This window comes from Pseudomonas sp. R1-15, assembly GCF_051132085.1.
In the GTDB taxonomy this organism is placed as follows: domain Bacteria; phylum Pseudomonadota; class Gammaproteobacteria; order Pseudomonadales; family Pseudomonadaceae; genus Aquipseudomonas.
The window spans coordinates 3217820-3238682 of sequence record NZ_CP071660.1 but is presented as its reverse complement, the minus strand read 5'-3'; the positions used below and the strand labels follow the sequence as shown (position 1 = coordinate 3238682).

Annotated in this window: 15 protein-coding genes; 9 read left to right on the top strand and 6 right to left on the bottom strand. The window is 61.6% G+C overall.

Annotation, left to right across the window (positions count from 1 at the left end):
- The first annotated feature begins 60 nt into the window (after positions 1–60).
- The 5 genes from J3P97_RS14545 to J3P97_RS14525 all read left to right on the top strand — a co-directional run bounded on the left by J3P97_RS14545 (position 61) and on the right by J3P97_RS14525 (position 9146).
- Entirely contained in the window at positions 61–1086 is a 1026-nt protein-coding gene (locus J3P97_RS14545; RefSeq protein WP_305500796.1) for a zinc-dependent alcohol dehydrogenase family protein, read from the top strand.
- Positions 1087–1761: 675 nt separating this feature from the next.
- Complete coding sequence (locus J3P97_RS14540; protein ID WP_434672050.1) at positions 1762–3246, top strand: hypothetical protein; 1485 nt, start codon at positions 1762–1764, stop codon at positions 3244–3246.
- Between the two features lie 75 nt (positions 3247–3321).
- Positions 3322–4719, top strand: a complete 1398-nt coding sequence (locus J3P97_RS14535) for an aminotransferase class I/II-fold pyridoxal phosphate-dependent enzyme (protein ID WP_434672049.1) — start codon at positions 3322–3324, stop codon at positions 4717–4719.
- A 92-nt stretch (positions 4720–4811) separates the two neighbouring features.
- Positions 4812–6458, top strand: a complete 1647-nt coding sequence (gene pgm, locus J3P97_RS14530; protein ID WP_434657618.1) for a phosphoglucomutase (alpha-D-glucose-1,6-bisphosphate-dependent) — start codon at positions 4812–4814, stop codon at positions 6456–6458.
- Between the two features lie 219 nt (positions 6459–6677).
- Positions 6678–9146, top strand: coding sequence for a UvrD-helicase domain-containing protein (locus J3P97_RS14525; RefSeq protein WP_434672048.1), 2469 nt, complete (start codon positions 6678–6680; stop codon positions 9144–9146).
- Positions 9147–9362: 216 nt separating this feature from the next.
- Here the strand turns inward: J3P97_RS14525 and J3P97_RS14520 are convergent, their stop codons facing one another.
- Together J3P97_RS14520 and J3P97_RS14515 are read right to left on the bottom strand one after the other, a co-directional pair.
- Positions 9363–9641, bottom strand: coding sequence for a DUF1652 domain-containing protein (locus J3P97_RS14520; protein WP_003201764.1), 279 nt, complete (start codon positions 9639–9641; stop codon positions 9363–9365).
- A 209-nt stretch (positions 9642–9850) separates the two neighbouring features.
- Entirely contained in the window at positions 9851–11293 is a 1443-nt protein-coding gene (locus tag J3P97_RS14515) for an MFS transporter (protein ID WP_434672047.1), read from the bottom strand.
- 129 nt (positions 11294–11422) lie between these two features.
- Here J3P97_RS14515 and J3P97_RS14510 point away from each other — a divergent pair, with 129 nt between their 5' ends.
- Positions 11423–12343, top strand: coding sequence for a LysR family transcriptional regulator (locus tag J3P97_RS14510; protein ID WP_434672046.1), 921 nt, complete (start codon positions 11423–11425; stop codon positions 12341–12343).
- A 16-nt stretch (positions 12344–12359) separates the two neighbouring features.
- Here J3P97_RS14510 and J3P97_RS14505 read toward each other — a convergent pair whose 3' ends face one another.
- Entirely contained in the window at positions 12360–12584 is a 225-nt protein-coding gene (locus J3P97_RS14505; protein ID WP_434573973.1) for a YgdI/YgdR family lipoprotein, read from the bottom strand.
- A 220-nt stretch (positions 12585–12804) separates the two neighbouring features.
- Between J3P97_RS14505 and J3P97_RS14500 the strand changes: the two genes are divergently transcribed.
- The 3 genes from J3P97_RS14500 (at position 12805) to J3P97_RS14490 (ending at position 18853) form a co-directional block, all read left to right on the top strand.
- The gene (locus J3P97_RS14500; protein WP_434672045.1) at positions 12805–14457 is read left to right on the top strand and encodes a VRR-NUC domain-containing protein; all 1653 of its coding nucleotides are present in this window, start codon (positions 12805–12807) and stop codon (positions 14455–14457) included.
- Between the two features lie 5 nt (positions 14458–14462).
- Complete coding sequence (locus J3P97_RS14495) at positions 14463–16841, top strand: ATP-dependent DNA helicase (RefSeq protein WP_434674559.1); 2379 nt, start codon at positions 14463–14465, stop codon at positions 16839–16841.
- 77 nt (positions 16842–16918) lie between these two features.
- Positions 16919–18853: a PAS domain S-box protein gene (locus tag J3P97_RS14490; RefSeq protein WP_434672044.1), complete on the top strand. Its 1935-nt coding sequence runs from the start codon at positions 16919–16921 to the stop codon at positions 18851–18853.
- Positions 18854–18920: 67 nt separating this feature from the next.
- On the opposite strand, the gene J3P97_RS14485 is transcribed toward J3P97_RS14490, so the two are convergent.
- The 3 genes from J3P97_RS14485 to J3P97_RS14475 all read right to left on the bottom strand — a co-directional run bounded on the left by J3P97_RS14485 (position 18921) and on the right by J3P97_RS14475 (position 20721).
- A complete protein-coding gene (locus J3P97_RS14485; RefSeq protein ID WP_434672043.1) occupies positions 18921–19151 on the bottom strand; it encodes a hypothetical protein in 231 nt (76 codons plus the stop codon).
- An 80-nt stretch (positions 19152–19231) separates the two neighbouring features.
- The gene (locus J3P97_RS14480) at positions 19232–20488 is read right to left on the bottom strand and encodes an FAD-dependent oxidoreductase (protein ID WP_434672042.1); all 1257 of its coding nucleotides are present in this window, start codon (positions 20486–20488) and stop codon (positions 19232–19234) included.
- Positions 20485–20721: a 2Fe-2S iron-sulfur cluster-binding protein gene (locus tag J3P97_RS14475; protein ID WP_434672041.1), complete on the bottom strand. Its 237-nt coding sequence runs from the start codon at positions 20719–20721 to the stop codon at positions 20485–20487. The genes J3P97_RS14480 and J3P97_RS14475 overlap by 4 nt, the downstream gene beginning before the upstream one ends.
- Between the last annotated feature and the right edge of the window lie 142 nt (positions 20722–20863).

The window sequence follows — 20863 nt, the reverse complement described above, 5'->3', positions numbered from 1 at the left end:
CTTGGCTACAAAGCCCGGATAGAGTTCATGGCATTAGAGGTTACTTTGACGAGGTTTGCGATGTCCCGCACGATCCGTTTTCACAAGTTTGGTGGTGCCGAGGTGCTCAAATGCGAAGAGCATGCGGCGGCTCTTCCTGCGCCAGGAGAAGTGCAGGTCCGCGTCGAAGCGATCGGCATCAGTTGGTACGATACCCTGTGGCGCCAGAACCTGGCATCGTCCCAGGCGCGCCTGCCTTCAGGCCTGGGCCATGAAATGGCCGGCGTGGTGACAGCCGTCGGCGACGGGGTCGATGACTTGGCCGTGGGCGACAAAGTCGCCAGCTTCCCCGCCGAGAGCCCGAACGATTATCCGGTGTACGGTGAGGTCATCGTCCTGCCGCGCACCGCTTTGACCCGCTATCCCGACGTGCTCAGCCCGATCGAAGCCGCGGTTCATTACACGCCGCTGCTGATCGCCTATTTCGCCTACATGGACCTGGCAAGGGTCAAGCCCGGGCAATTTGCGCTGGTGACCGATGCCAGCCATTGCGCCGGTCCTTCCTTCGTGCAACTTGGCAAGGCGTTGGGCGTGCGGGTGATCGCCGCCACCAAGACGGCTGAAGAGCGTGAATACCTGCTGTCGCTGGGCGCCGAAAAAGTCATCGTCACCGAAGAGCAGGACTTGTTGATGCAAATCAACAAGCTCACCGACAGCCGTGGCGTCGATGTGGTGTTCGACGGCTTGGGCGGGCCGCAGATGTCGCTGCTCGGCGATGTCCTGGCGCCCCGTGGCAGCCTGGTGCTGTATGGCTTGCAGGGCGGCAACCAGACACCGTTTCCAGCCTGCGCGGCGTTCCAGAAGAACATCCAGTTCTTTGTCCACTGCATCGGCAATTTCACCGGCAAGCCGGAGCTGGGCATTCTCCAGGACCAGGTCGCGTTGCAACGGGCGTTGCGTGATATCAACCAATTGACCGCCGACCGTGTCCTGTTGCCCCTCAAGACTCGGGTGTTTCCGTTCTCCGAGTTCGTCGAGGCCCATCGGTACATGGGCGAATGCCCTTGCCGTGAACGCGTTGCCCTCCAGGTAGTCGACCCCGCCTGATTTCCTCTCTTGCGCAAGAGTCATCGTTTCGACTCTTGCGCTGTTTTCGGCCGCCCTGGCCAGTCTTTTTGACCGTTCTGTGTGTCTGTCCTTCAGCAAGCCTGCGCATAACTGCGCACGAATCAACGACCCTGTTTACTCTCGTCTGTCGAAAGGCGGCATCTTGCAAAAAGCAACTGAACTGGTTTTTGCCGCCAATCTGTATCTTTTAATCATTACTCAAGTCTTGATAATTGAATACTGACTTTCGAACTCAAGGAGGAATTGCTGCGCAGCACTCGTTTGCGCGGCCGTCTGCTGTTTCTTGTTCCTATTTAAAGTGTCCGGGGTGTTGTTTGCCCTGGGTCGCCTGCTGCCTTGAAGAAGATTATTGGCAAGAGGTAAAGCGTCGCTCGGCATATTCCTTGTTTTCTGTCTCCATTGTCTGTGGGACGCTGTAAGAAATCTCCTAGGACGGTTTGGTAGGTGGGCGAAGACCAATGAATACGGGTGCTTTGGGCTGAAAGACAAAAGCAGGGGGGCACGACCCATACATGTGTGGATTAATTACATCGCGCGAAAGCAAAGTGTATCGTCAATACTCTTAATAAATGGCAAAGGCATTCACCCGACTGGCGCGTCGAGCAATCAAGTGGTGTGGGTGCGACGTCGATAAACGGATTTTAGGTAAAAGTTATGAGTGCAATTCATCAGCAGGCAATGACTTACGTATATCAACAGGTATTGCAACGCTTGTTGGAATTTTATTCCCGTGCGGAACGGACCGCACTGCAGCTTCTAGTCCAGCGATTGATCGTCGCCGCTGGCGGTATTGAACGAATTGGCACCTATCGGGTGCTGGTGGCCCAGAATGGCAGTCGGGAGGGCTTCTATGCGCTGACGGCCCTGCGCGCCGCGCAGTTGAGCATTGCTGGCCGGCATCCGACGACTTTTGACCTGCGCGTCGCCACGCCACGCCTGGGCGAGATGACCCAGGCCACCCTGGAGAATATCCACTGTTGCTACAGCGCTCTGTTTCTCTACGACGATCCACGGGTAGAGTTGCTGATGGCGGACAATCGAGAGGTGGTGCCGTTTGATCGCTCGAAGCCGTTATCGGCGCAAGGGCGCGAGGCCAATCGCACTGACATGCTGATGCTTGGGCACCTGCGTTCCTCCGACAGCCTCCTGGGCGTGGGCGACGAAGGCTACCTGGCGATGGCGGAGTTCTACAAGAACATGGCTCGCTGGGATGCGGGCGTGGATTCATGGGTCAGTTGCGACACGCCACGCCAGCAAAAGCAGTTCCTGTCCGGGTTGCGCCGGGCGACCCGCAAGATCGGTCTGGTGTTTGAGCCCGTGGGTGGATTCGACGGCCTGTTTGCCCAACTCGATTTCCTGGGCAGTGACCTGTTCCGGCGTTTTTATGGCCAGGAGCACCTGGGTGTCTGGCAACCCGAAGGGCGGCTGGAGGCCTGCCGGCAAGTGGGGCACATCCGTATTGATGATCTGATCACCGAGCGGCTGGAGGAAAGCAACTGGGCGTTGTTCAGCGAATTCCTCGGCGTCAGCTCCGATGAGCTGGTTGCGCCATCGCTTGAGCATGAATACCTGAGCCCGTACCTCTCGGCCCACCTATGTGGCTTGCAGGCCTGTCATCAGCAGGAACGCGGCTATGCGGCTGGCTACACCGATTATGTGCAACGCATGATCATGGTCATGCACCGCAAGCGTATGCCGGAGCCCGTCTGCCAGCAGGTCCAGGGGCTGTTGGGTTCACCGTCGGAGATTCCCGACCGTCGAACCGTGATCGCCCTGGAAACGGAAAAAAATCTGAATCTGAACGAAACGCAACTGGTGTGCATGCTGTTTGCGCCCTTCGTTGAAAAGGGCGCCGGCCTGGAGCATTTCCTGCGGTGCTGTCATCCCGGCATGCTGGTGGGCATGCCCGATCTGCACAGGGCGTTGCGGGGCGGCCCGGTCACGGATCAGGTGGCGCATTGGATGGTCGATGTCAGTGGCCTGCCCGTTACGATGCTGTGCAAGTTGTACCGGGCCCGAATCACCACGCCGGAGCCGGAGATCATCCGGGCGGACCCGCAAACCGCTATGGAGCGCGCTGATACGGACCAGGGCGGGCAGGGCGCCGATGATCCCGGCGAACGTGCAGCGCGGCGCTGAGGGACGGGGTTTGACGTATTTTGTCGCGATCGCCCGGGCCCGGTTGGTGAAAGTTCGGTTCGGCGGCCCAGTCTCATGAAGGGCCATCGTGAAACAGACTTCACCTACCAGGCGGTTTATCGGTACCTGACGAACCTGATCAATGAGCTGGGCGCTGATGCTCGGGTGCGTCTGCCGTCATTGCGGCAGTTGGCCGAGCGCCTCAATGTCTCCATATCCACCATCCAGTACGCTTATTCCCTGCTGGAAAAGGAAGGGCGGGTCTATTCGATTGCCAAGTCCGGATACTACGCATTGCCGATGGTCAGCGTGTCCACTCTTGGCGATGGCGATGATTTGCTGGAGACCCTGTACGTCAACGCGCGTCGCCCAGGCATGCTGGTGCTCAGCGGTGATGAACCGGCTTCGTTGCAGCCGCTCGACAGTCCGCTTCTGTTGCTTGAACGCGAGCTCCTGCGCCAGTACCCGCGCGCTTCACAACATCCGCTGCAGCCCTGGGGAGAGCAGGAGTTGCGTACCGCACTGGCGGCACGCTACACCTCTTCACCGTCGCGATGCTGGAGTGCCGATGACGTCTATATCGGCGCTGACTTGCGCGGCGTTCTGGAAATCCTGATTGCAGTGCTGGCACTCAAGGGCAACACGGTGCTCGTGGAGTCGCCCTGCGAATGGACCGTCCTGCGTTTGTTGCAAGCGGCCGATATCCGCGTCATCGAGCTGCCCTTGCTGGCCGAGGGGGAAATCGATATTGAACAGTTGGAGCGGTTGCTGGCGAATGAAACGGTATGCCTGATGGTGGTGTCTTCGGTGTTGAGCATGCCCAGGGGCAGGTTGAAAAGTGCAGCCGACCGGCGAGCACTGGCGCGTCTGCTGGAACAGTACGGCACGTGGGTACTGGAGAACGACAGCCATACGGAGTTGGTATTCGAGCCCGGCGCGTTGCCTTTTCGAGAGTGGCTCGACCCGGACCGGCTGATCGTGTATTCCACCTTCGAGACAACCATAGGGGCCGAGGCGCCCTACGGTTATGTGCTGTCGCGTCAGCTGACGCTGATGTTGCAGCGTCATTTCCTGTTGCGCGCATTTCGTCTTTCGCCGATTCGCCAGAAAGCGATTGCGCGTTTATACAACAATGGCCGGATCGACCAGCATCTACTGGTATTGCGACGCCTCCTACGTGAAAGCGCCGCGTCGGCGACGCAACTGTTGCGCGAGCGAGTCGGAAACTGCCTGGAATGGGAGGAGCCCGAGGGCGGCGCAACAATCTGGGTACGCTCTTCACGCCAGGTCGATCTGCGGCGGGTTTTCCAACGGCTGCTCGCCCGGCGAATCGTCATCGCGCCGGGAGAGCTGTTCAGCACCCAAGGACGATATGACCAGCATTTTCGGTTGGCTCATGCTCTCGACGGCGTGGGCGGCCGGGAAGCGGTCTTCTGCGCACTGGCCGAGGCCTTGAGGCTCGAACAATCCTGATCGCGGGGCGATGGATCGAACCCGTCGCGTGATGGTCGAACTGTCAGTAAACTGCCTTCATTTTTCCGAGCCACTCCATTCCGAGGTTTTGCATGACAGTCAGTCCATTTGCGGGCAAGCCGGCGCCGGCAGAGTTGTTGATCGATATCCCGCGACTGGTGACGGCGTATTACACCGGCCGGCCCGACGCCTCGATTGCGACCCAGCGCGTCGCGTTCGGCACTTCCGGGCATCGTGGCAGTTCGTTCGATCTGGGGTTCAACGAATGGCACGTACTGGCCATCAGTCAGGCGATCTGCCTGTACCGTGAAGCCCAGGGCATCGACGGACCGCTGTTTGTCGGTATCGACACTCATGCACTGTCGACTCCGGCGGGAGCCAGCGCGTTGGAAGTGCTGGCCGCCAATGGCGTGACCGTGATGATCGCCGAGGGTGACGAGTACACCCCGACGCCAGCGATTTCCCACGCCATCCTGTGCTACAACCGTGGCCGGACCACTGGGCTGGCTGACGGCATCGTCATTACGCCGTCGCACAATCCGCCACAAAGTGGCGGCTACAAATACAACCCCACCAATGGCGGTCCGGCCGATACCCATATCACCAAATGGATTGAAGCCAAGGCCAACGAGCTGTTGGCCAACCAGTTGGCCGGCGTCAAGCGCATCAGCTACGAACAGGCACTCAAGGCCCAAACCACTCACCGTCACGATTACCTCAATACCTACGTGGCAGACCTCGGCAACGTCATCGATTTCGACGCGATCCGTGGTGCAGGGCTGCGCCTGGGCGTAGACCCGCTGGGCGGCGCTGGCGTGCGCTACTGGCCCGCCATCGCCGAGCACTATCGACTGGACCTGGAAGTGGTCAACACCCAGGTGGATTCCACCTTCCGCTTCATGACGGTCGATTGGGACGGGCAGATCCGCATGGACCCGTCCTCCAGCCACGCCATGCAAGGGTTGATCGGTTTGAAGGAGCGCTTCGACGTGGCCTTCGCCTGCGACCCGGACCATGACCGCCACGGCATCGTGACGCCGAGTGGCGGCTTGCTGGCGCCGAACAATTACCTGGCGGTCTCCATCGATTATCTGTTCCAGAATCGGCCGCAATGGCGTGCCGATGCGGCGGTCGGCAAGACAGTGGTCAGCAGCGGCCTGATCGACCGCGTGGCCAAGCGCCTGGGCCGCCGCCTCTATGAGGTGCCGGTGGGCTTCAAGTGGTTCGCCGACGGCCTGTTCGATGGTTCCCTTGGCTTTGGCGGTGAAGAAAGCGCCGGAGCCTCGTTCCTGCGCAAGGATGGCGGCGTATGGAGCACCGACAAGGATGGGCTGATCCCGGCCTTGTTGGCCGCCGAAATGACGGCTCGCACCGGTCGCGACCCAAGCCAGGCCTATCGCGCCCTGACGGACGAGCTGGGCGAGCCGTTCTCGGTACGTGTCGATGCCAAGGCCAGCCCGCAGCAGAAAGCGCTGCTGAGCAAGCTGTCGCCGGATCAGGTCCAGTCCACTGAACTGGCGGGCGAAACGATCCAGAGCATCCTCAGCCACGCCCCGGGTAACGACCAGGCCATCGGGGGCCTGAAAGTCATGACCGAAAATGGCTGGTTTGCCGCGCGTCCGTCCGGCACCGAGGACATCTACAAGATCTACGCCGAAAGCTTTATTGGCGACGAGCACCTGAAACAGCTGGTGGTCGAGGCCCAGGCGCTCGTGGATGGCGCGATTTCCGGGCAGTGATCGAGTCCTTTCGCGAGCAGGCTCGCTCCCACAGGTAATCTGACTGTGGGAGCGAGCCTGCTCGCGAAGGGCCTAGTCCCCTGAAATAGCGCAATGCCAACCTGCCATATCACTTTCATTTCATCGTCTAAATAGCTGACAGCAAAGCTTTTGGCTGGAATCCGGCTGCAAATCCAGACACCATAGCCCTCATGGTTCTGAACACCGGAGTCCTTCAGCGTGTCGCAACACACTCCCGATCTTCCTCCCGAACTCCTGCCACTGGCCCAGATGCCCTGGCTCAAGCGCCTGGCTGCGCGATTTTTTGGTCATGGCCTGACGCGCCTGCGCGCCCAGCATCGGGCGTCCTGGTTGCATGGCCAGGCCGATGGCTTTCGTAGCGGGCACACCGCGGGTTTTGATTATGGTTTCAAGGAAGGCAAGGCCGAAGGCCTGGAAGAGGGGCGTCAGGTCCTGCTGATCAGGGATTGGCGCAGCACCGAGCATCCGGGGCCCAAGGTCGACGATCTGTTGTTCGATGACTGGCGCCTGCCGCTTACCGCCGAACTGAAGAAGCGCATCAAGGCCGACGTCGCGCGCCTGCTACCGGCGCATGCGCAACCCAGCAGCGCGCAGTGGAAGATGATTTTCAGCGACACCCCGGCGACGTCGGTCGTCGCGGGGGCAGGCGCAGGCAAGTCCACAACGCTGGTACTGCGCATCGTGCTGCTCTGTCATTACTTGGGGTTCGAGCTGGATTCGATGACCGTGGTCACGTTTACTCGCGAATCGCGCAAGGACTTTATGCAGAAGCTCATCGACATGTTTGCGCTTTGGGGGCGTACGATCAGCCTGGCGCAGGCACGCGAGCTGGTGCGCACGTTCCACTCACGAATCCTGCCCATGGTGCGCAGCCTGCCTGGATTCGAACGGCTCCAGGCCTTCGAGGCGCTGAGCCTTCGCGCCGGGCCAAGTGACGATGGCGCCTTGGCCAGCCCATTCGACTTGCGCATCAACGAGGTCCAGCGCCAGCACCTCAACGCCTGTTATCACAGCCTCTACAAGCGTGACGAGCGTTTCCGCGAGCTGATCAAGCCGCTTTCCCGGCACGCCTTGCAGCTCAAGACGCTGGAGCGCGATCACCCGGATGTGCAGAAGCGGATAGCCGTGACTGAACTGGCGGCCCAGCGCGACGAAGCACTGTGCGACGCGATCGAGGATCTCTGGTTCAAGGCGGGCGCCTGGCCAATCAAGGGGATCGAGCCGAAACGCCAGGCCTTCGAAGTTAATGGTTCCAGGTTTCATTCCCACGGTTACGTTCCGTCGCTGGACGCTTGGGTAATGCTGGGTTTCGATCCACGTGAAGATTCTCAGCTCAGCCGGCCCGGCGCCAAGCTGAGCCTGCGCGCGGAATGGGCTGTAAAGCGGACCCTGTTTCAAGCTTTCTGTCGTAAGCCATTGATATGGCTCGACAGTTATGAGGAATCCAGACGCGTATTGGCCTCGTTGGCCGGGGATGCCAGTGCCGGGCCGGGGTTCGATTACAAGGTCAAGGGAGAGCTGGGCTCCGCCCCTTTGCTGGACTGTTTTGTCGCGGCGGCAGGGTTCATCGAGAATCTCGGCTTGGATGTCCCTGATGCCGTGGGCCAGATGAGTTTCTCCCATGACGATCCCGATCGGTATTTCTTCGAAGCGTTGAGCCGCTTCTGGCGCGCTTTCGAGGATCATCTGCTCGACCAGTCGCCGCCGGTCATGACCTACAACCGCATGTTTGCGCTGTTCAGCGAGCATTCAGAGGAAAACTTCAAGCTGCTCGATGACGCGCTGTTGCGGCCGATGGCCCACTTGATGATCGACGAGTTCCAGGACGTTTCGCCGCAGATCGTCTCCTGGCTCCGAGCGAGCCTGCGCGAAGTGCGCAGGCGCGGTACCGCCCTGCACGTGGGGCGCGCCGCCCAGCGTTCTTCGCTGTTGTGCGTGGGTGACGACTGGCAATCGATCTATGGCTGGCGGGGCAGTTCGCCGAGTTTCTTCATGGCCTTCAACAAGCAATTCCCGTCCCCGGCCAGCACGCGGGTGATGCTCACCGAAAACTACCGCAGCCATCAATACATCATCGACGCCGCCGAGCATGTCGTGCGCGCGGCGGCGGCCATGCCTGGCAAAAAAGCCAAGGCCAGCGGCGTGCCACGAACGCCAAGTCCGGTCAATGTGCTGGATCGGGATGACGAAGGGTTGGCGCGGCGGCTTGATGAGCATTACCGGAAGGGTGATTCGATCTTGATGCTGTATCGAAGAAGTAGCGACAAGTCATTGTTAGAAAAGCATATTCAGCCAATAGTTAATGTTGATTCTAGCTTGCCGATGCCAATGAGACGCTTCAGGCAAATGACTTATCACAGCGCGAAAGGCCTTGAGGCGGATGCGGTATTCCTTCTGGGTGACTGCCAGCATCTGACCAGTTCGCCGTACAAGAACCAGGTCTACCGGATGGCCGGGCTGGGCCAGGACGGCGACACCGAACCGTACGACACGGCGCAAAAAGATGAGATTTTGCGCCTGGCCTACGTGGGGATCACGCGGGCGGTGCAACATTGCTACTGGTATGTGGACGGCCAGGACAGTCAAGCCGCCAACGCGCCCAGAGCCTCGGACCGTGTCGCGGCGGGCAAGCCATTCTTTGTCGATCATCGCCGTGCGCGCGGCTGATACGTGTCACAGTCGATAATCACAAAAAAGCCCGTGGCGAGGGAGCTTGCTCCCGCTCGGCTGCGGAGCAGTCGTAAACCTACGGGTGCGGTGTGCCTGATACTCCGCATTGGCAGGTTTTGGGGCCGCTTTGCAGCCCAGCGGGAGCAAGCTCCCTCGCCACGGGTTTGTCGATTGCCTTGAATGAACCGCATCAGTGAATGTGGGTTTTTTTGTTCAGGAAGCGAATCGTCGCAAGCCAACCGGCGGTACGAAGGCTTCAAGCTCGGCTTCCACCGCTTCGATGATCCGCTCCACATCGGGCGCGTTCATCACGGTGGCGCAGGGAATGCCTGCAATCGCGATCATGGTTTCGCCGCTGGCACGGTCGAACAACCGCGCAACCATGCTGCCCGGCGCATCCATGCTGGCCTCGAAGCCCATGGGATGGAAATGCCAGCGCATCAATTGGCAGGCGTTGGGGAACGTAACCTTGCTGAAAGATCCTTTATTCATCTGTAGCCCGCCTTCTTCATCAAGCGCTTCCGTTTGCTCATGTCAGGAAGGAAGAGCCATCATGGCCCTACCAGTGAGAATTAAAATAGCACCGGAAAATGAAGCTGATGTGGATTTTTTCAGTCCGTTTGGCGATTGGTTCAGTTTTTTTGATCTGGATCATGACTTAATCGGGAATGTTCAGAATGCCATCATCGGTTGCATGAGGTTTATTGCCGTTGGGACGACGGCTCTGGATCGCGGTATTTCAGCGCAATCAGCAGTGCCAGGCCCGCCATTGCGAGGGCAATGGCGAAGGTGACGTGCAAGCCGTGGGCCGCAGTTTCGGGTGTTGTAGCGCCGATACCGTTCGTCGGCAAAGCGCTGGCGAAGACTGCACCTAGCACCGATGCGCCAGTAAGGAATCCCAGGTTGCGCGACAAGTTGAGCAAGCCGGCAATGGCACCCCGCTGATGGGCGGGGAGCTCGGCCATGACCGATGTATTGTTGGCCGTCTGGAACATCGCATAGCCAAGTGTCGTGACTACAATGGCCGCGGCATAACCGGCTATGCCCAAGGCGGGAGGAACCAGCGACAGCAGCAGACAGCCGAACATCAGGGTCGTCAGCCCGACAAGACGCATGAGGCGCACGCCGAAACGGTCCGTCAGCCGCCCGGCGGGCATGCCGGCGAGGGCGGCGACACACGGCCCTGCCGCCAACACCAGGCCCACCGTTGTCGGAGGCAACCCGAGGGCGATGGCGAGATAGAACGGGCCGACCAGCAGGGTCGCCATCATGATCGCGGCGACCAGCGCGCTTGTAGCCAGGCCCGAGACGAGCAGGCGGTCGCGAAACATCGGCAGCGGGATCAGCGGCGACGCGAGTCGTTTCTGCGTCCGGACGAACCATCCGCCGCTCAGGACCGCCGCCAGCAACAGGCCGATATTCAATGCGCCAAAGCTCCCACGTCCGAGTGTCATGGCCAGGGCATAAGCGCCCAGTGTGAAAGCCAGCAGGAGCGTGCCCAGGCCATCGAAACCCACGCGCCCGGTCTTTTGCGCCGGGTATCCGGCAGGCAAAAAGCGCCAGGCCAGCAACAGCGTCAGTAATCCGAGAGGAACGTTGATCAGAAACAACGCCTGCCAGCCGAACCCGCTGATCAATATGCCGCCAAGGGACGGCCCGAGGGCGGTGCCGACCGCTGACAGCGTGGCGAGCAGACCCATGGCGCTGCCGGTCCTGGCTTTGTCGACCGTTTCGCCGACGAGGGCCAGGGTCAACGTCATCATGATGGCCGCGCCCACGCCTTGCAGGGCCCTGGCAGCGATCAGCAGCCACAACGACGGCGCCAGGCCACACAGGGCCGAAGCCAGCGTGAACAGCGCGATGCCCGCCAGCAGCAGCTTGCGGCGTCCGATCAGGTCGCCCAAGCGTCCGAGGCTGACGATTAGCGTGGTGATCGCCAGCAGATAGGCGAGGACCACCCACTGGACCAGTTGGAAGGACGCATCGAATGCCTGGGCCAGCACCGGCAAGCCGACGCTGGCGACGCTGGCGCCCAGGGATGCGAGCAGCGTTGCCAGTGCAAGGCTGGCCAGGGCTCCATGTGCCTTGCGCTGCGGTGGATTGTCGGCATTTGTTGACAGGTGATCTGCAGTAACGGGTTTCATCGTGTCCTCTCTGTCTGCGGCTCCTTCGGCGCAGCTGTCAGAACGGTACGCCGAGGCATAACATGGCGGAAGACGCAGCGGTTGCATGTTATAGCTGCACACAACGCCACCTGTGATCGAGTCCCGTCAATGTCCGCACCCGATTTGAATTTGCTCCTCACCCTGGATGTGCTGCTGTCCGAAGGCAGCGTGGCTGGTGCGGCGCGCCGGCTGCGCCTCAGTCCTTCGGCCATGAGCCGGGCATTGGCGCGGTTGCGCCAGGCCACTGGCGACCCGTTGCTGGTGCGGGCCGGGCGGGGTCTGGTGCCAACTCCGCGCGCGCTGGCGTTGCGCGAGCAGGTCAGGCAACTGGTCCAGGACGCCCAGGCCGCGCTGCGCCCGGAGCAGGCGCCGGATCTGCGTCGAGTGATCCGAACCTTCACGCTGCGTACCCGCCAAGGCTTCGTGGAGAATTTCGCGCTGGAGCTGATTGCCCGAGTCAGCGAACAGGCGCCAGGGGTTCGGCTGTGTTTCGTCGACAAGGCCGATAAGGACAGCACCGCGCTGCGCGAGGGCAGTGTGGATCTGGAAACCGCCGTGGTGGATGAGCGCACCCGTCCGGAGTTGCGCACGCAGGCGTTGTTTCGAGACCGCCTCATCGGCGTGGTTCGCCCGGGGCATCCGCTGAGCCAGATCGAGGTGAGCGCTGCCGACTATGGGATGGGCGCGCACATCGGCGTGTCCCTGCACGACCTCGATCAGGGACCGATGGATCAGGCATTGGGGGCATTGGGTCTGTCCCGTGAAATCATCACCAGCGTCCCGGGCTTTTCCGCTGCGCTGGGGCTCGCCCGGTCCAGCGACCTCATCGCCAGCGTGCCGGAGCGCTACACCACCCGCTTGCGCACCGGCATGCACAGTTTCGCGCTGCCGTTTGCGCTGCCCGGGTTCACTATCGCTATGCTCTGGCACCCGCGTATGGATGCCGATCCGGTGCATCGCTGGTTAAGAGGTTGCATGAGAGAGGTTTGCGCGGATCAATACGCGCGCAAAAAACCTGGGGGGCAATAAGCCTGGAGGAAACGGTTCAGTCTTCCTTGCGAATCGTCGCCACTTCATCGGCGCGGACCCGGACTTTGCGGCCAGAAATGTCTTCGAATTCGTAGAAGCCATCGGCGGTGCGGGTGTTCGGCGTGTCCTCGGTCAAATACTGGGTACCGTTCTGCAAGGTCACCACGGTCGGAGAGGCGCAGCCGGCCAGCGCAAGCAGCGCGGTGACGACCAAGGGCAGGCCCAGAAACCTGATGTTCATATCCATAACCTCTTTCGAAAGGACGCAGCCCGGCTGATTCGACCGGGCCATCACTGAGTTAACCGCCATTGGTCTCGCTTGTTGTAGGAAAGTTCATCGCACAGGGAAGGATTTCTCCTTTAAATATAGGCGACCGCTCATCTTTTGCAGTTGCCTGGGCGGCGAGTAGCTGATATCTGTACGCATAACCAGTATTTCAGCATGCGTGGCGCTTTTTTCCGTGACAGCCAATCCCCTTGACGACCCCTTTTATTACCTGAACAACTTCCAGCGGGTCCTCGCCTGGTTGACGCAACGCTATGCAGACGTATTGAGTATCGAAGAGCAGCGGTTTATCGATGATTTCATCGCTTTGCCGCGTCCGGCCCAAGGCTTGCTGGTGCGGATGGTGATGCGCAAGGGCCTGCACTTTCGTCACACCAAGCTGCGCTATGCGGAAATTGGCGACATCGCCGACGCCGTGGCGCCGTTGTTGGCGCTGGGCTGGGTCGAAGAGCAGGCGTGCCTGAGCCTTGTCGAACTGTTCGATATGCTGCTCAAGCCGGAAATACTTCTGTGCCTGGGGCATCTGATCGAGCAACCCAAGGCACGCAAATCCGAATGGCTGCACACTCTGAGTGATCAGGACGGCCAGCCGCAGCCGTTTCGCGCCTGGTGCCCGCAACTCGAAGAGCGGCTGTACAGCCTCACGGTGATGGGGCTGTGCGACCGTTTGCGGTTGATGTTCTTCGGCAATCTCTATCAGGACTGGTCGGAGTTCGTGCTGGCGGACCTGGGTATCTTTGTCTATGAAGCCGTTGAGTTCAGCGCCGAGTCCCGGGGGCTGCGCAGCCGTGAGGACATCGATGCCTGTGTCTTCCTGCATGAATGCCAGCAACGCTTCGACGCCGGCGAACCGCTCGAACCGATCATCGCCCGGGTCAATGCCCTGGAGCTGGACAATCCCTGGCTTGAGCGGCGCCGGGGCAAGCTGTTGTTCCAGATCGGCCAGCATTGCGAACGCATCGGTGATTTTGCCCAGGCCCTGAGTCTTTATCGCGGCTGTACTTACCCCGGCGCGCGACTGCGAATGATCCGCGTGCTGGAGCGCATCGGCGAATATGCCCTGGCCCTCGAACTGGGTGAGGCCGCGGCCCAGGCGCCCCAAAGCGCTGCCGAGCGCCAGGCCTTGCTCCGGATCGTGCCCCGACTGCGGCGCAAACTCGGCGGCCCGCCGGTGGCCCGCGCCGTGGCCAGGGAGGTCGAACGACTGGACTTGCATCTGCCGCGTGTCGACCCGACGTTGTCGGTGGAATATTACGTCCAGGCTCACCTGCATGACGAAGCTGCCCCGGTGCATTACGTCGAGAACAGCCTGGTCAATTCGCTGTTCGGCCTGTTGTGCTGGCCGGCGATTTTCGCGCCGCTGCCGGGGGCTTTTTTCCACCCGTTCCAGCGCGGGCCGGTGGACCTGCTGAACGAAGATTTCCATGACCGTCGCGCCGAACTGTTCGCGGCCTGTTTCGCCGAGTTGGACGACGGGCGCTATCGGCAGACCATCCGTCAACGTTACGCGGAAAAATGGGGCGTGCAGTCACCGTTCGTGTTCTGGGGCGCACTGTCCGAAGACCTGCTGGACCAGGCGCTTGACTGTCTGCCGGCCGAACACCTCAAGCACTGGTTCGGCCGTCTGCTGCTGGACATCAAGGCCAACCGCGCCGGCATGCCCGACCTGATCCAGTTCTGGCCGCAGCACAAGACCTACCGCATGATCGAAGTCAAAGGCCCCGGCGATCGCCTGCAGGATAACCAACTGCGCTGGCTGGAGTTCTGCCACGAACACCGGATGCCCGTCGCCGTCTGTTATGTGCAATGGGCGGAGCAGGGCGCGTGACCGAGATGCCGGGCTACAGCATTGCCGTGCGGGCGTTATGCGAGTTCACCGCGAAGGTCGGCGATCTCGACCTGCGTTTCACGCCGTCACCCACCGCCCTGGAAGGTATCGTCGGCCACCGTACCGTGGCAGCGCGGCGCCAGGAGGGCTATCAGGCCGAAGTCAGCCTGGAAGGCGTCTACCAGACCTTGAAGGTCAAGGGGCGGGCCGACGGCTACGACCCGGCCCGCAATCGTCTGGAGGAAGTGAAGACCTATCGGGGCGACCTGAGCAAGCAACCGGACAACCACCGCCAATTGCATTGGGCCCAGGCGAAAATCTATGGCTGGCTGCAGTGCGACAAGTTGCAGTTGCCGCGCATAGACGTTGCCTTGGTCTACTTCGACATCGTCAGCGAAAAGGAGACCTGCCTGACCCAAAGCTGCGAAGCCTCGCAGCTCCAGGCGTTCTTCGAGCAGCAGTGTGCTCGGTTCCTGGCGTGGGCCGAACAGGAAATGCGCCATCGCCAGGCGCGTAACCTGGGCGCCCAGGCGCTGACGTTTCCCCACGCCGGCTTTCGGCCGGGGCAACGTCACCTGGCTGAATCGGTGTTCAAGGCGGTCAGCACCGGGCGCTGCCTGATGGCCCAGGCGCCCACTGGCATCGGCAAGACCGTCGGCACCTTGTTCCCCATGTTCAAGGCCTTGGCGCCGCAGCGTCTGGACAAGGTGTTCTTTCTCACGGCAAAAACCCCCGGACGCAGGCTGGCCCTGGATGCGGCCCGGCTGATCACCAACAACGCCCCGGCGATGCCGCTGCGGGTATTGGAAATGATCGCGCGGGACAAGGCCTGCGAGCATCCGGACAAAGCCTGCCACGGCGAATCATGCCCGCTGGCCCGGGGGTTTTATGATCGCCTGCCGCTGGCCCGGGCAGCGGCGAGCCAGGTCACGCTGCTCGACCAGGCGGCGTTGCGCGATATCGCCTTGAGCCATGAAGTCTGTCCGTACTACCTGAGCCAGGAAATGGCCCGTTGGGCCGACGTGGTGGTGGCGGACTACAACTACTACTTCGATTTCAGCGCCTTGCTCTTCGGCCTCGCCCAGGCCAATGGCTGGACGGTCGCGACCCTGGTGGACGAAGCCCACAACCTGGTGGAGCGAGGGCGCCTGATGTACAGCGCGAGCCTGGACCAGCTTGCGCTGGCGACGGTGCTGAAAACGGCGCCGGAGCCTTTGAAGAAAGCGTTGCGCAAGGTCAGCCGTCAGTGGAACGCCTTGCACGAGCCGCAAATTGCCGCCTACCAGGCGCATGAAAAACCACCGGAGAAACTGCTTCAGGCACTGGGAACGTGCACCAGCGCCATCGGCGATTACCTCAATGACCATCCCCAAGGGCTGGACAGTCAGCTGCAAGCGTTTTATTTCGATGCGTTGCAGTTCGCTCGCGTGGCGGAGGCATTCGATGAGCGTTTCCTGTTCGATATTCACAAGCGCGAATCCGGCCGCCAGCGCAGCCTGTCGACGCTGTGCCTGCGCAACGTGGTGCCGGCCGGTTTCCTGCGACCCAGGTTCACGGCGTCGCGCAGCAGCGTACTGTTCTCCGCGACCCTGAGCCCGCGGCGCTATTACGCCGATTTGCTGGGGACACCCGCGGACACGGTATGGATCGATGTCGAATCACCGTTCCAGGCCGAACAGTTGGATGTCCAGGTGGTCAGCCGGATCTCCACCCGCTTCGCCCATCGCCAGGGCTCCCTTGAGCCGATCGTCGCGCTGATGGCTCGCCAGTTCTCCGAGCGTCCCGGCAACTACCTGGCGTTCTTCAGCAGCTTCGATTACTTGCAACAGGTGGCCGGGTTGTTGGCCGAGCGACATCCGCACATTGCGACCTGGACGCAATCGCGCGGAATGGGGGAGGCGCCGCGGCAGGCGTTCCTCGAACGCTTCATGGAGCACAGCCAGGGCATTGGCTTCGCGGTGTTGGGCGGCGCGTTCGGCGAGGGCATCGACCTGCCAGGCTCGCGGCTGATCGGAGCGTTCATCGCCACCCTCGGGCTGGCGCAGTTCAACCCGGTCAATGAACAGATCAAGCAGCGCATGGCGACGATCTTTGGCGACGGCTATGACTACACCTACCTGTATCCCGGCCTGCAAAAAGTCGTGCAGGCCGCTGGCCGGGTCATCCGAACCCAGCAGGATCGCGGAGTGGTGATGCTGATCGACGACCGCTTTGGCGAGGCCAAGGTGCAGCGATTATTGCCGCAGTGGTGGACCGTCAGGCAGGAACGAGATACTCCAGCTGTGGGAGCGAGCCTGCTCGCGAAGGCGTCGGACCCTCTTGCACCTTCGCTGGCTGGCTCAACCGCTTCGCGAGCAGGCTCGCTCCCACAAGGGTCTGCATAGCCCCACATAAATCAGGTTTTTACTCGGGCTACAGTTGTTCCATACTCCGCACAAATCCCCATGATCCCTCGGCCAACATGCTTGAGAACAACCCAAAGACTACCCGCATCAACGAAGAGCAGCGCTTCCGGCTGCTTATCGATGCCGTGGTCGACTACGCCATTTACATGACCGACCCGTCCGGCATCATCACCAGCTGGAACTCTGGCGCTCGACGCTTCAAGGGCTACGAGGAATCCGAGATCCTCGGCCTGCACTTTTCCCGGTTCTACACCGATCAGGACCGTGCCGCCGGGCTGCCGCAACTGGCCCTCGATACGGCCGTGCGCGAGGGGCGTTTCGAAGGCGAAGGCTGGCGGGTGCGCAAGGACGGCACGCTGTTCTGGTCCCATGTGGTCATCGACCCTATCATCGACAGCCAGAGCGGCGAACTGCTCGGTTTCGCCAAGATCACCCGGGACCTGACCGATCGCAAGATGGCCGAGGAAACCCTCAAGCAGAGCGAGCAACAGTTTCGCCTGCTGGTGCAAAGCGTCACCGACTACGCCATCTACATGCTTGATCCGGACGGGCAGGTGACCAACTGGAACCAGGGTGCGCAGCGGATCAAGGGCTACCTGCCGGCCCAAGCGATCGGCCAGCACTTCTCGATGTTCTACACCCCCGAAGACCGGGAGGCCGGGGAGCCGCAGCGGGCCCTGAGCATCGCCGCCAGCGTCGGCCGTTTTGAAAAGAAGGGTTGGCGCGTGCGCAGGGATGGCACGCGCTTCATGGCTCATGTGGTTATCGATGCGATTCGCAGCGATACCGGCACACTCCTGGGATTTGCCAAGATCACCCGCGACATTACCGATGCCACGCAGGCGCAACAGGCCTTGGAGCAGGCTCGCGAGGCACTGTTTCAAGCGCAGAAACTGCAAGCGATCGGCCAGCTTACCGGCGGCATCGCCCACGATTTCAACAATCTGCTGACAGTGATCCTCGGCAACCTGGAAATCATGCGCAAGCGCATGCCCAGCGAACCAAAACTCACCCAACTGCTGGACAACGCCGTGCAGGGGGCGCTTCGCGGTGTTTCCCTGACCCAGCGCATGCTGGCGTTCGCCCGTCGGCAGAAGCTCAGCTCCGAACCAGTGGAGCTGGCGACGCTGGTGCAAGGCATCAGCGGCCTGCTGCAAAGCTCGATGGGCCCGTCGATTCATATCCAGACCCGATTTGCCGAGGCGTTGTCGCCGGTGCTGGCCGACGTCAACCAGCTCGAACTGGCGATCCTCAACCTGGCGACCAATGCCCGGGATGCCATGCCCCAGGGCGGCAGGATCTTGATCGAGGCGCAGGAGCGGCTGGGTAGCCAGGCCGGTGGTCCAGGAAGGCCGTTGGGCAACGAGCGATACATTTGCCTGTCGCTCACCGACGAAGGCGATGGCATGGACGAGATGACGCTGGCCTCGGCCGTGGATCCTTTTTTCACTACCAAGGGCGTGGGCAAGGGCACCGGCCTGGGACTGTCCATGGTGCATGGTCTGGCCGAGCAACTGGGCGGACGGCTGATCCTCAAGAGCGAAAAAGGCGTAGGTACCACCGCCGAGCTGTGGTTGCCGGTGGCTGATGAGTCGACCACGGACAAGCCGCCCGCAGTAGAGACAGCTACGCCACCTGTCCACGCGCTGCTGGTATTGGTGGTCGACGATGACAGCCTGGTGATGACCAGCACGCGGTTGCTGATCGAAGACCTGGGCCACCGGGTGCTTTGCGCGCTGTCGGGCCCCCAGGCGCTGGAGTTGTATGAGCGCAACCCGGATATCGACCTGGTGATCACCGACATGGCCATGCCCCAGATGGACGGTGCGCAGTTGGCGAAACTGCTGCGCGACCGTCAGCCGACGCTGCCGATCATCCTGGCGACTGGCTACGCCGAGCGCCTCGAAGGCTTCGCCACGCAGTTGCCACGGCTGACCAAGCCGTTCAAGCAGATTGATCTGGTGCAGGTGATTGGGCAGACGATGAAATAAACCGTCTTGGGGTCGCTGCGCAACCCATCGCGAGCAAGCTCCCTCGCCACCAAAGCGACTTGCGCAGCTACTGGGTATTTTTCTTGAAGCCCCGCAGGTTCATCGCACACAGGCAGAACTGCAGGACGATCAGCGCATAGGCATCGGTGTGCAGACCCCACACGACCCAGAGAACGTTACTGACGATAAAACAACTGAACCCAGCGACCCGCCGGCGGGGTTGGCGTGAGCCGATCAGCCACGCGGCCAATACCGTTACCGCCATCGCGGGCCATTGGACCCATCCCAGATAATCCACGCATTTCTTCCTCTTGCCGTTGATGCTCTACAGACCTTGGCACGGGCGTGGAATTCTTTTTTTCAAGCACAGGGCCGTTCTCAATTGAACGGGATATCTTCCAACCTCAGCAACGTTTCTATCCGCGCCGGACTGAAAGGCGGGCGAGGAGCAGGCGGCGTCCAGCCAAGCAGATGCTCCAGCGCCGCACCACAGACCCGGCCCTGACACGCCCCCATGCCGCAACGACTCGCCAGTTTCGCCTCACGCCAGTTCTCAAAATCGCTCAGCTCACCATAGGCCACGTCTTCACAACGGCAGACCAAGGTGTCGCGTTGGGGCAGGTTTTTCAAATGGGCATCAAGGGCAAAGGCAGCGTTCAAGGCCCGGGCAAAACCTTGCCAGCGTGCACGACCAGGCCACAGACGCTCGGCGGCCAGGGTATCGCCGACAGCGGCGTGGCCAGCGATGGCGCCCTCCACCAGGGCCAGTTCGCTGCCGCCGAAACCGGTGCATTCACCTGCGGCGTAATGATCAACGCGAGTCGTGGCTTGCCGGGCATCGACCGCAAGCGCTTGTCCATCAAGGCCACAGCCTAAAGCCTGGCCCAGCTGGGTATTGGGAATAAGGCCGAAGCCACAGGCCAACCGGTCGCAGGCCAGTTCAACGGTTTTGCCGTGTTGCAGCAGACGCACACCTTCGAGCTTGTCCGTTCCCAAGGCCTCCAGCACGTAGGCGTCGGTGCGGTAGTGAGAATCGAACAGGCTGAACGCCTGCAACAATTTCCCCGGCCAGCGCGGCAGATTCGCGGCGAAACCCGCCACGGCGGCGCGGTTGGCTTGCTCGGCGATTCGCAGCAGTTGCGCCCCGTGATGTTTCGCCGTGGCCGCACTGGCAAGTAGCAGCGGCCCGCTGCCGGCGATCACCAAACGTTCGCCACGCACCGGCAGGCCGCCCTTGATCAACGCCTGCAGGCCGCCGGCGCCGGTGACACCGGGCAGCGTCCAGCCAGAGAAGGGCAGCAGCAGTTCACGGGCTCCGGTGCACAGGATCAAGCGGTCATAGGCGATCAGCCAACCCTGCTCGGCGTCTTCTACCAGCAGGGTTTTATCGGCGGTGCTGGCGATCACGCGGGCGCCCATGCGCCAGGACACATTGGTGCAAGCGCGCACACGTTCCCGCAAGCGCCGTGCCTGCTTGGGCAGGTTGGCCTGGGGGCCGTCGCGCCAGATCTGTCCGCCGGGGACCGGGTTGTCGTCGAGCAGCACAATGCGCGCGCCGCTGCTGGACGCCGCCAGCGCCGCCGCCATTCCGGCAGGGCCGGCACCGATGATCAGAATGTCAGTGGATTCATTCATGCCCGGGTGTCCACTTGCATGCCATCACGGCACAGCGTCTGGCAGGCCAGGCGCCGGCGGCTGTCGATCAGCACCCGGCACTCCTGGCAGATGCCCATGCCGCACAAGGGCGCGCGTCGCTGGCCGGTCACCGAGGTTCGGCTGCAGCCGTCGGAGCCCAGGGCCAAAGCCGCGGCGACGGTGGTGCCTTCAGCGATCGAGAATTTACGTCCATCAATGCAGAGTTCAGGCATGGTCTCTTACCCTTCAGCCAGATAGAGCCTGGAGCAACCCACCGTGGCGAGGGAGCTTGCTCCCGCTCGGTGGCGCAGCCGCCGCAAAACCAGTACACGCGGTGTGCCTGGGTAACCTGCTAGCAACGTATTGGGACCGCTG

Coding starts and splice junctions, on each gene's coding strand:
- J3P97_RS14520 (WP_003201764.1), bottom strand. CDS start 9,641: ATGAATAAAGGATCTTTCAGCAAGGTTACGTTCCCCAACGCCTGCCAA.
- J3P97_RS14475 (WP_434672041.1), bottom strand. CDS start 20,721: ATGCCTGAACTCTGCATTGATGGACGTAAATTCTCGATCGCTGAAGGC.
- J3P97_RS14510 (WP_434672046.1), top strand. CDS start 11,423: ATGTCCGCACCCGATTTGAATTTGCTCCTCACCCTGGATGTGCTGCTG.
- J3P97_RS14495 (WP_434674559.1), top strand. CDS start 14,463: ATGCCGGGCTACAGCATTGCCGTGCGGGCGTTATGCGAGTTCACCGCG.
- J3P97_RS14540 (WP_434672050.1), top strand. CDS start 1,762: ATGAGTGCAATTCATCAGCAGGCAATGACTTACGTATATCAACAGGTA.
- J3P97_RS14545 (WP_305500796.1), top strand. CDS start 61: ATGTCCCGCACGATCCGTTTTCACAAGTTTGGTGGTGCCGAGGTGCTC.
- J3P97_RS14490 (WP_434672044.1), top strand. CDS start 16,919: ATGCTTGAGAACAACCCAAAGACTACCCGCATCAACGAAGAGCAGCGC.
- pgm (WP_434657618.1), top strand. CDS start 4,812: ATGACAGTCAGTCCATTTGCGGGCAAGCCGGCGCCGGCAGAGTTGTTG.
- J3P97_RS14535 (WP_434672049.1), top strand. CDS start 3,322: ATGAAGGGCCATCGTGAAACAGACTTCACCTACCAGGCGGTTTATCGG.
- J3P97_RS14480 (WP_434672042.1), bottom strand. CDS start 20,488: ATGAATGAATCCACTGACATTCTGATCATCGGTGCCGGCCCTGCCGGA.
- J3P97_RS14505 (WP_434573973.1), bottom strand. CDS start 12,584: ATGAACATCAGGTTTCTGGGCCTGCCCTTGGTCGTCACCGCGCTGCTT.
- J3P97_RS14515 (WP_434672047.1), bottom strand. CDS start 11,293: ATGAAACCCGTTACTGCAGATCACCTGTCAACAAATGCCGACAATCCA.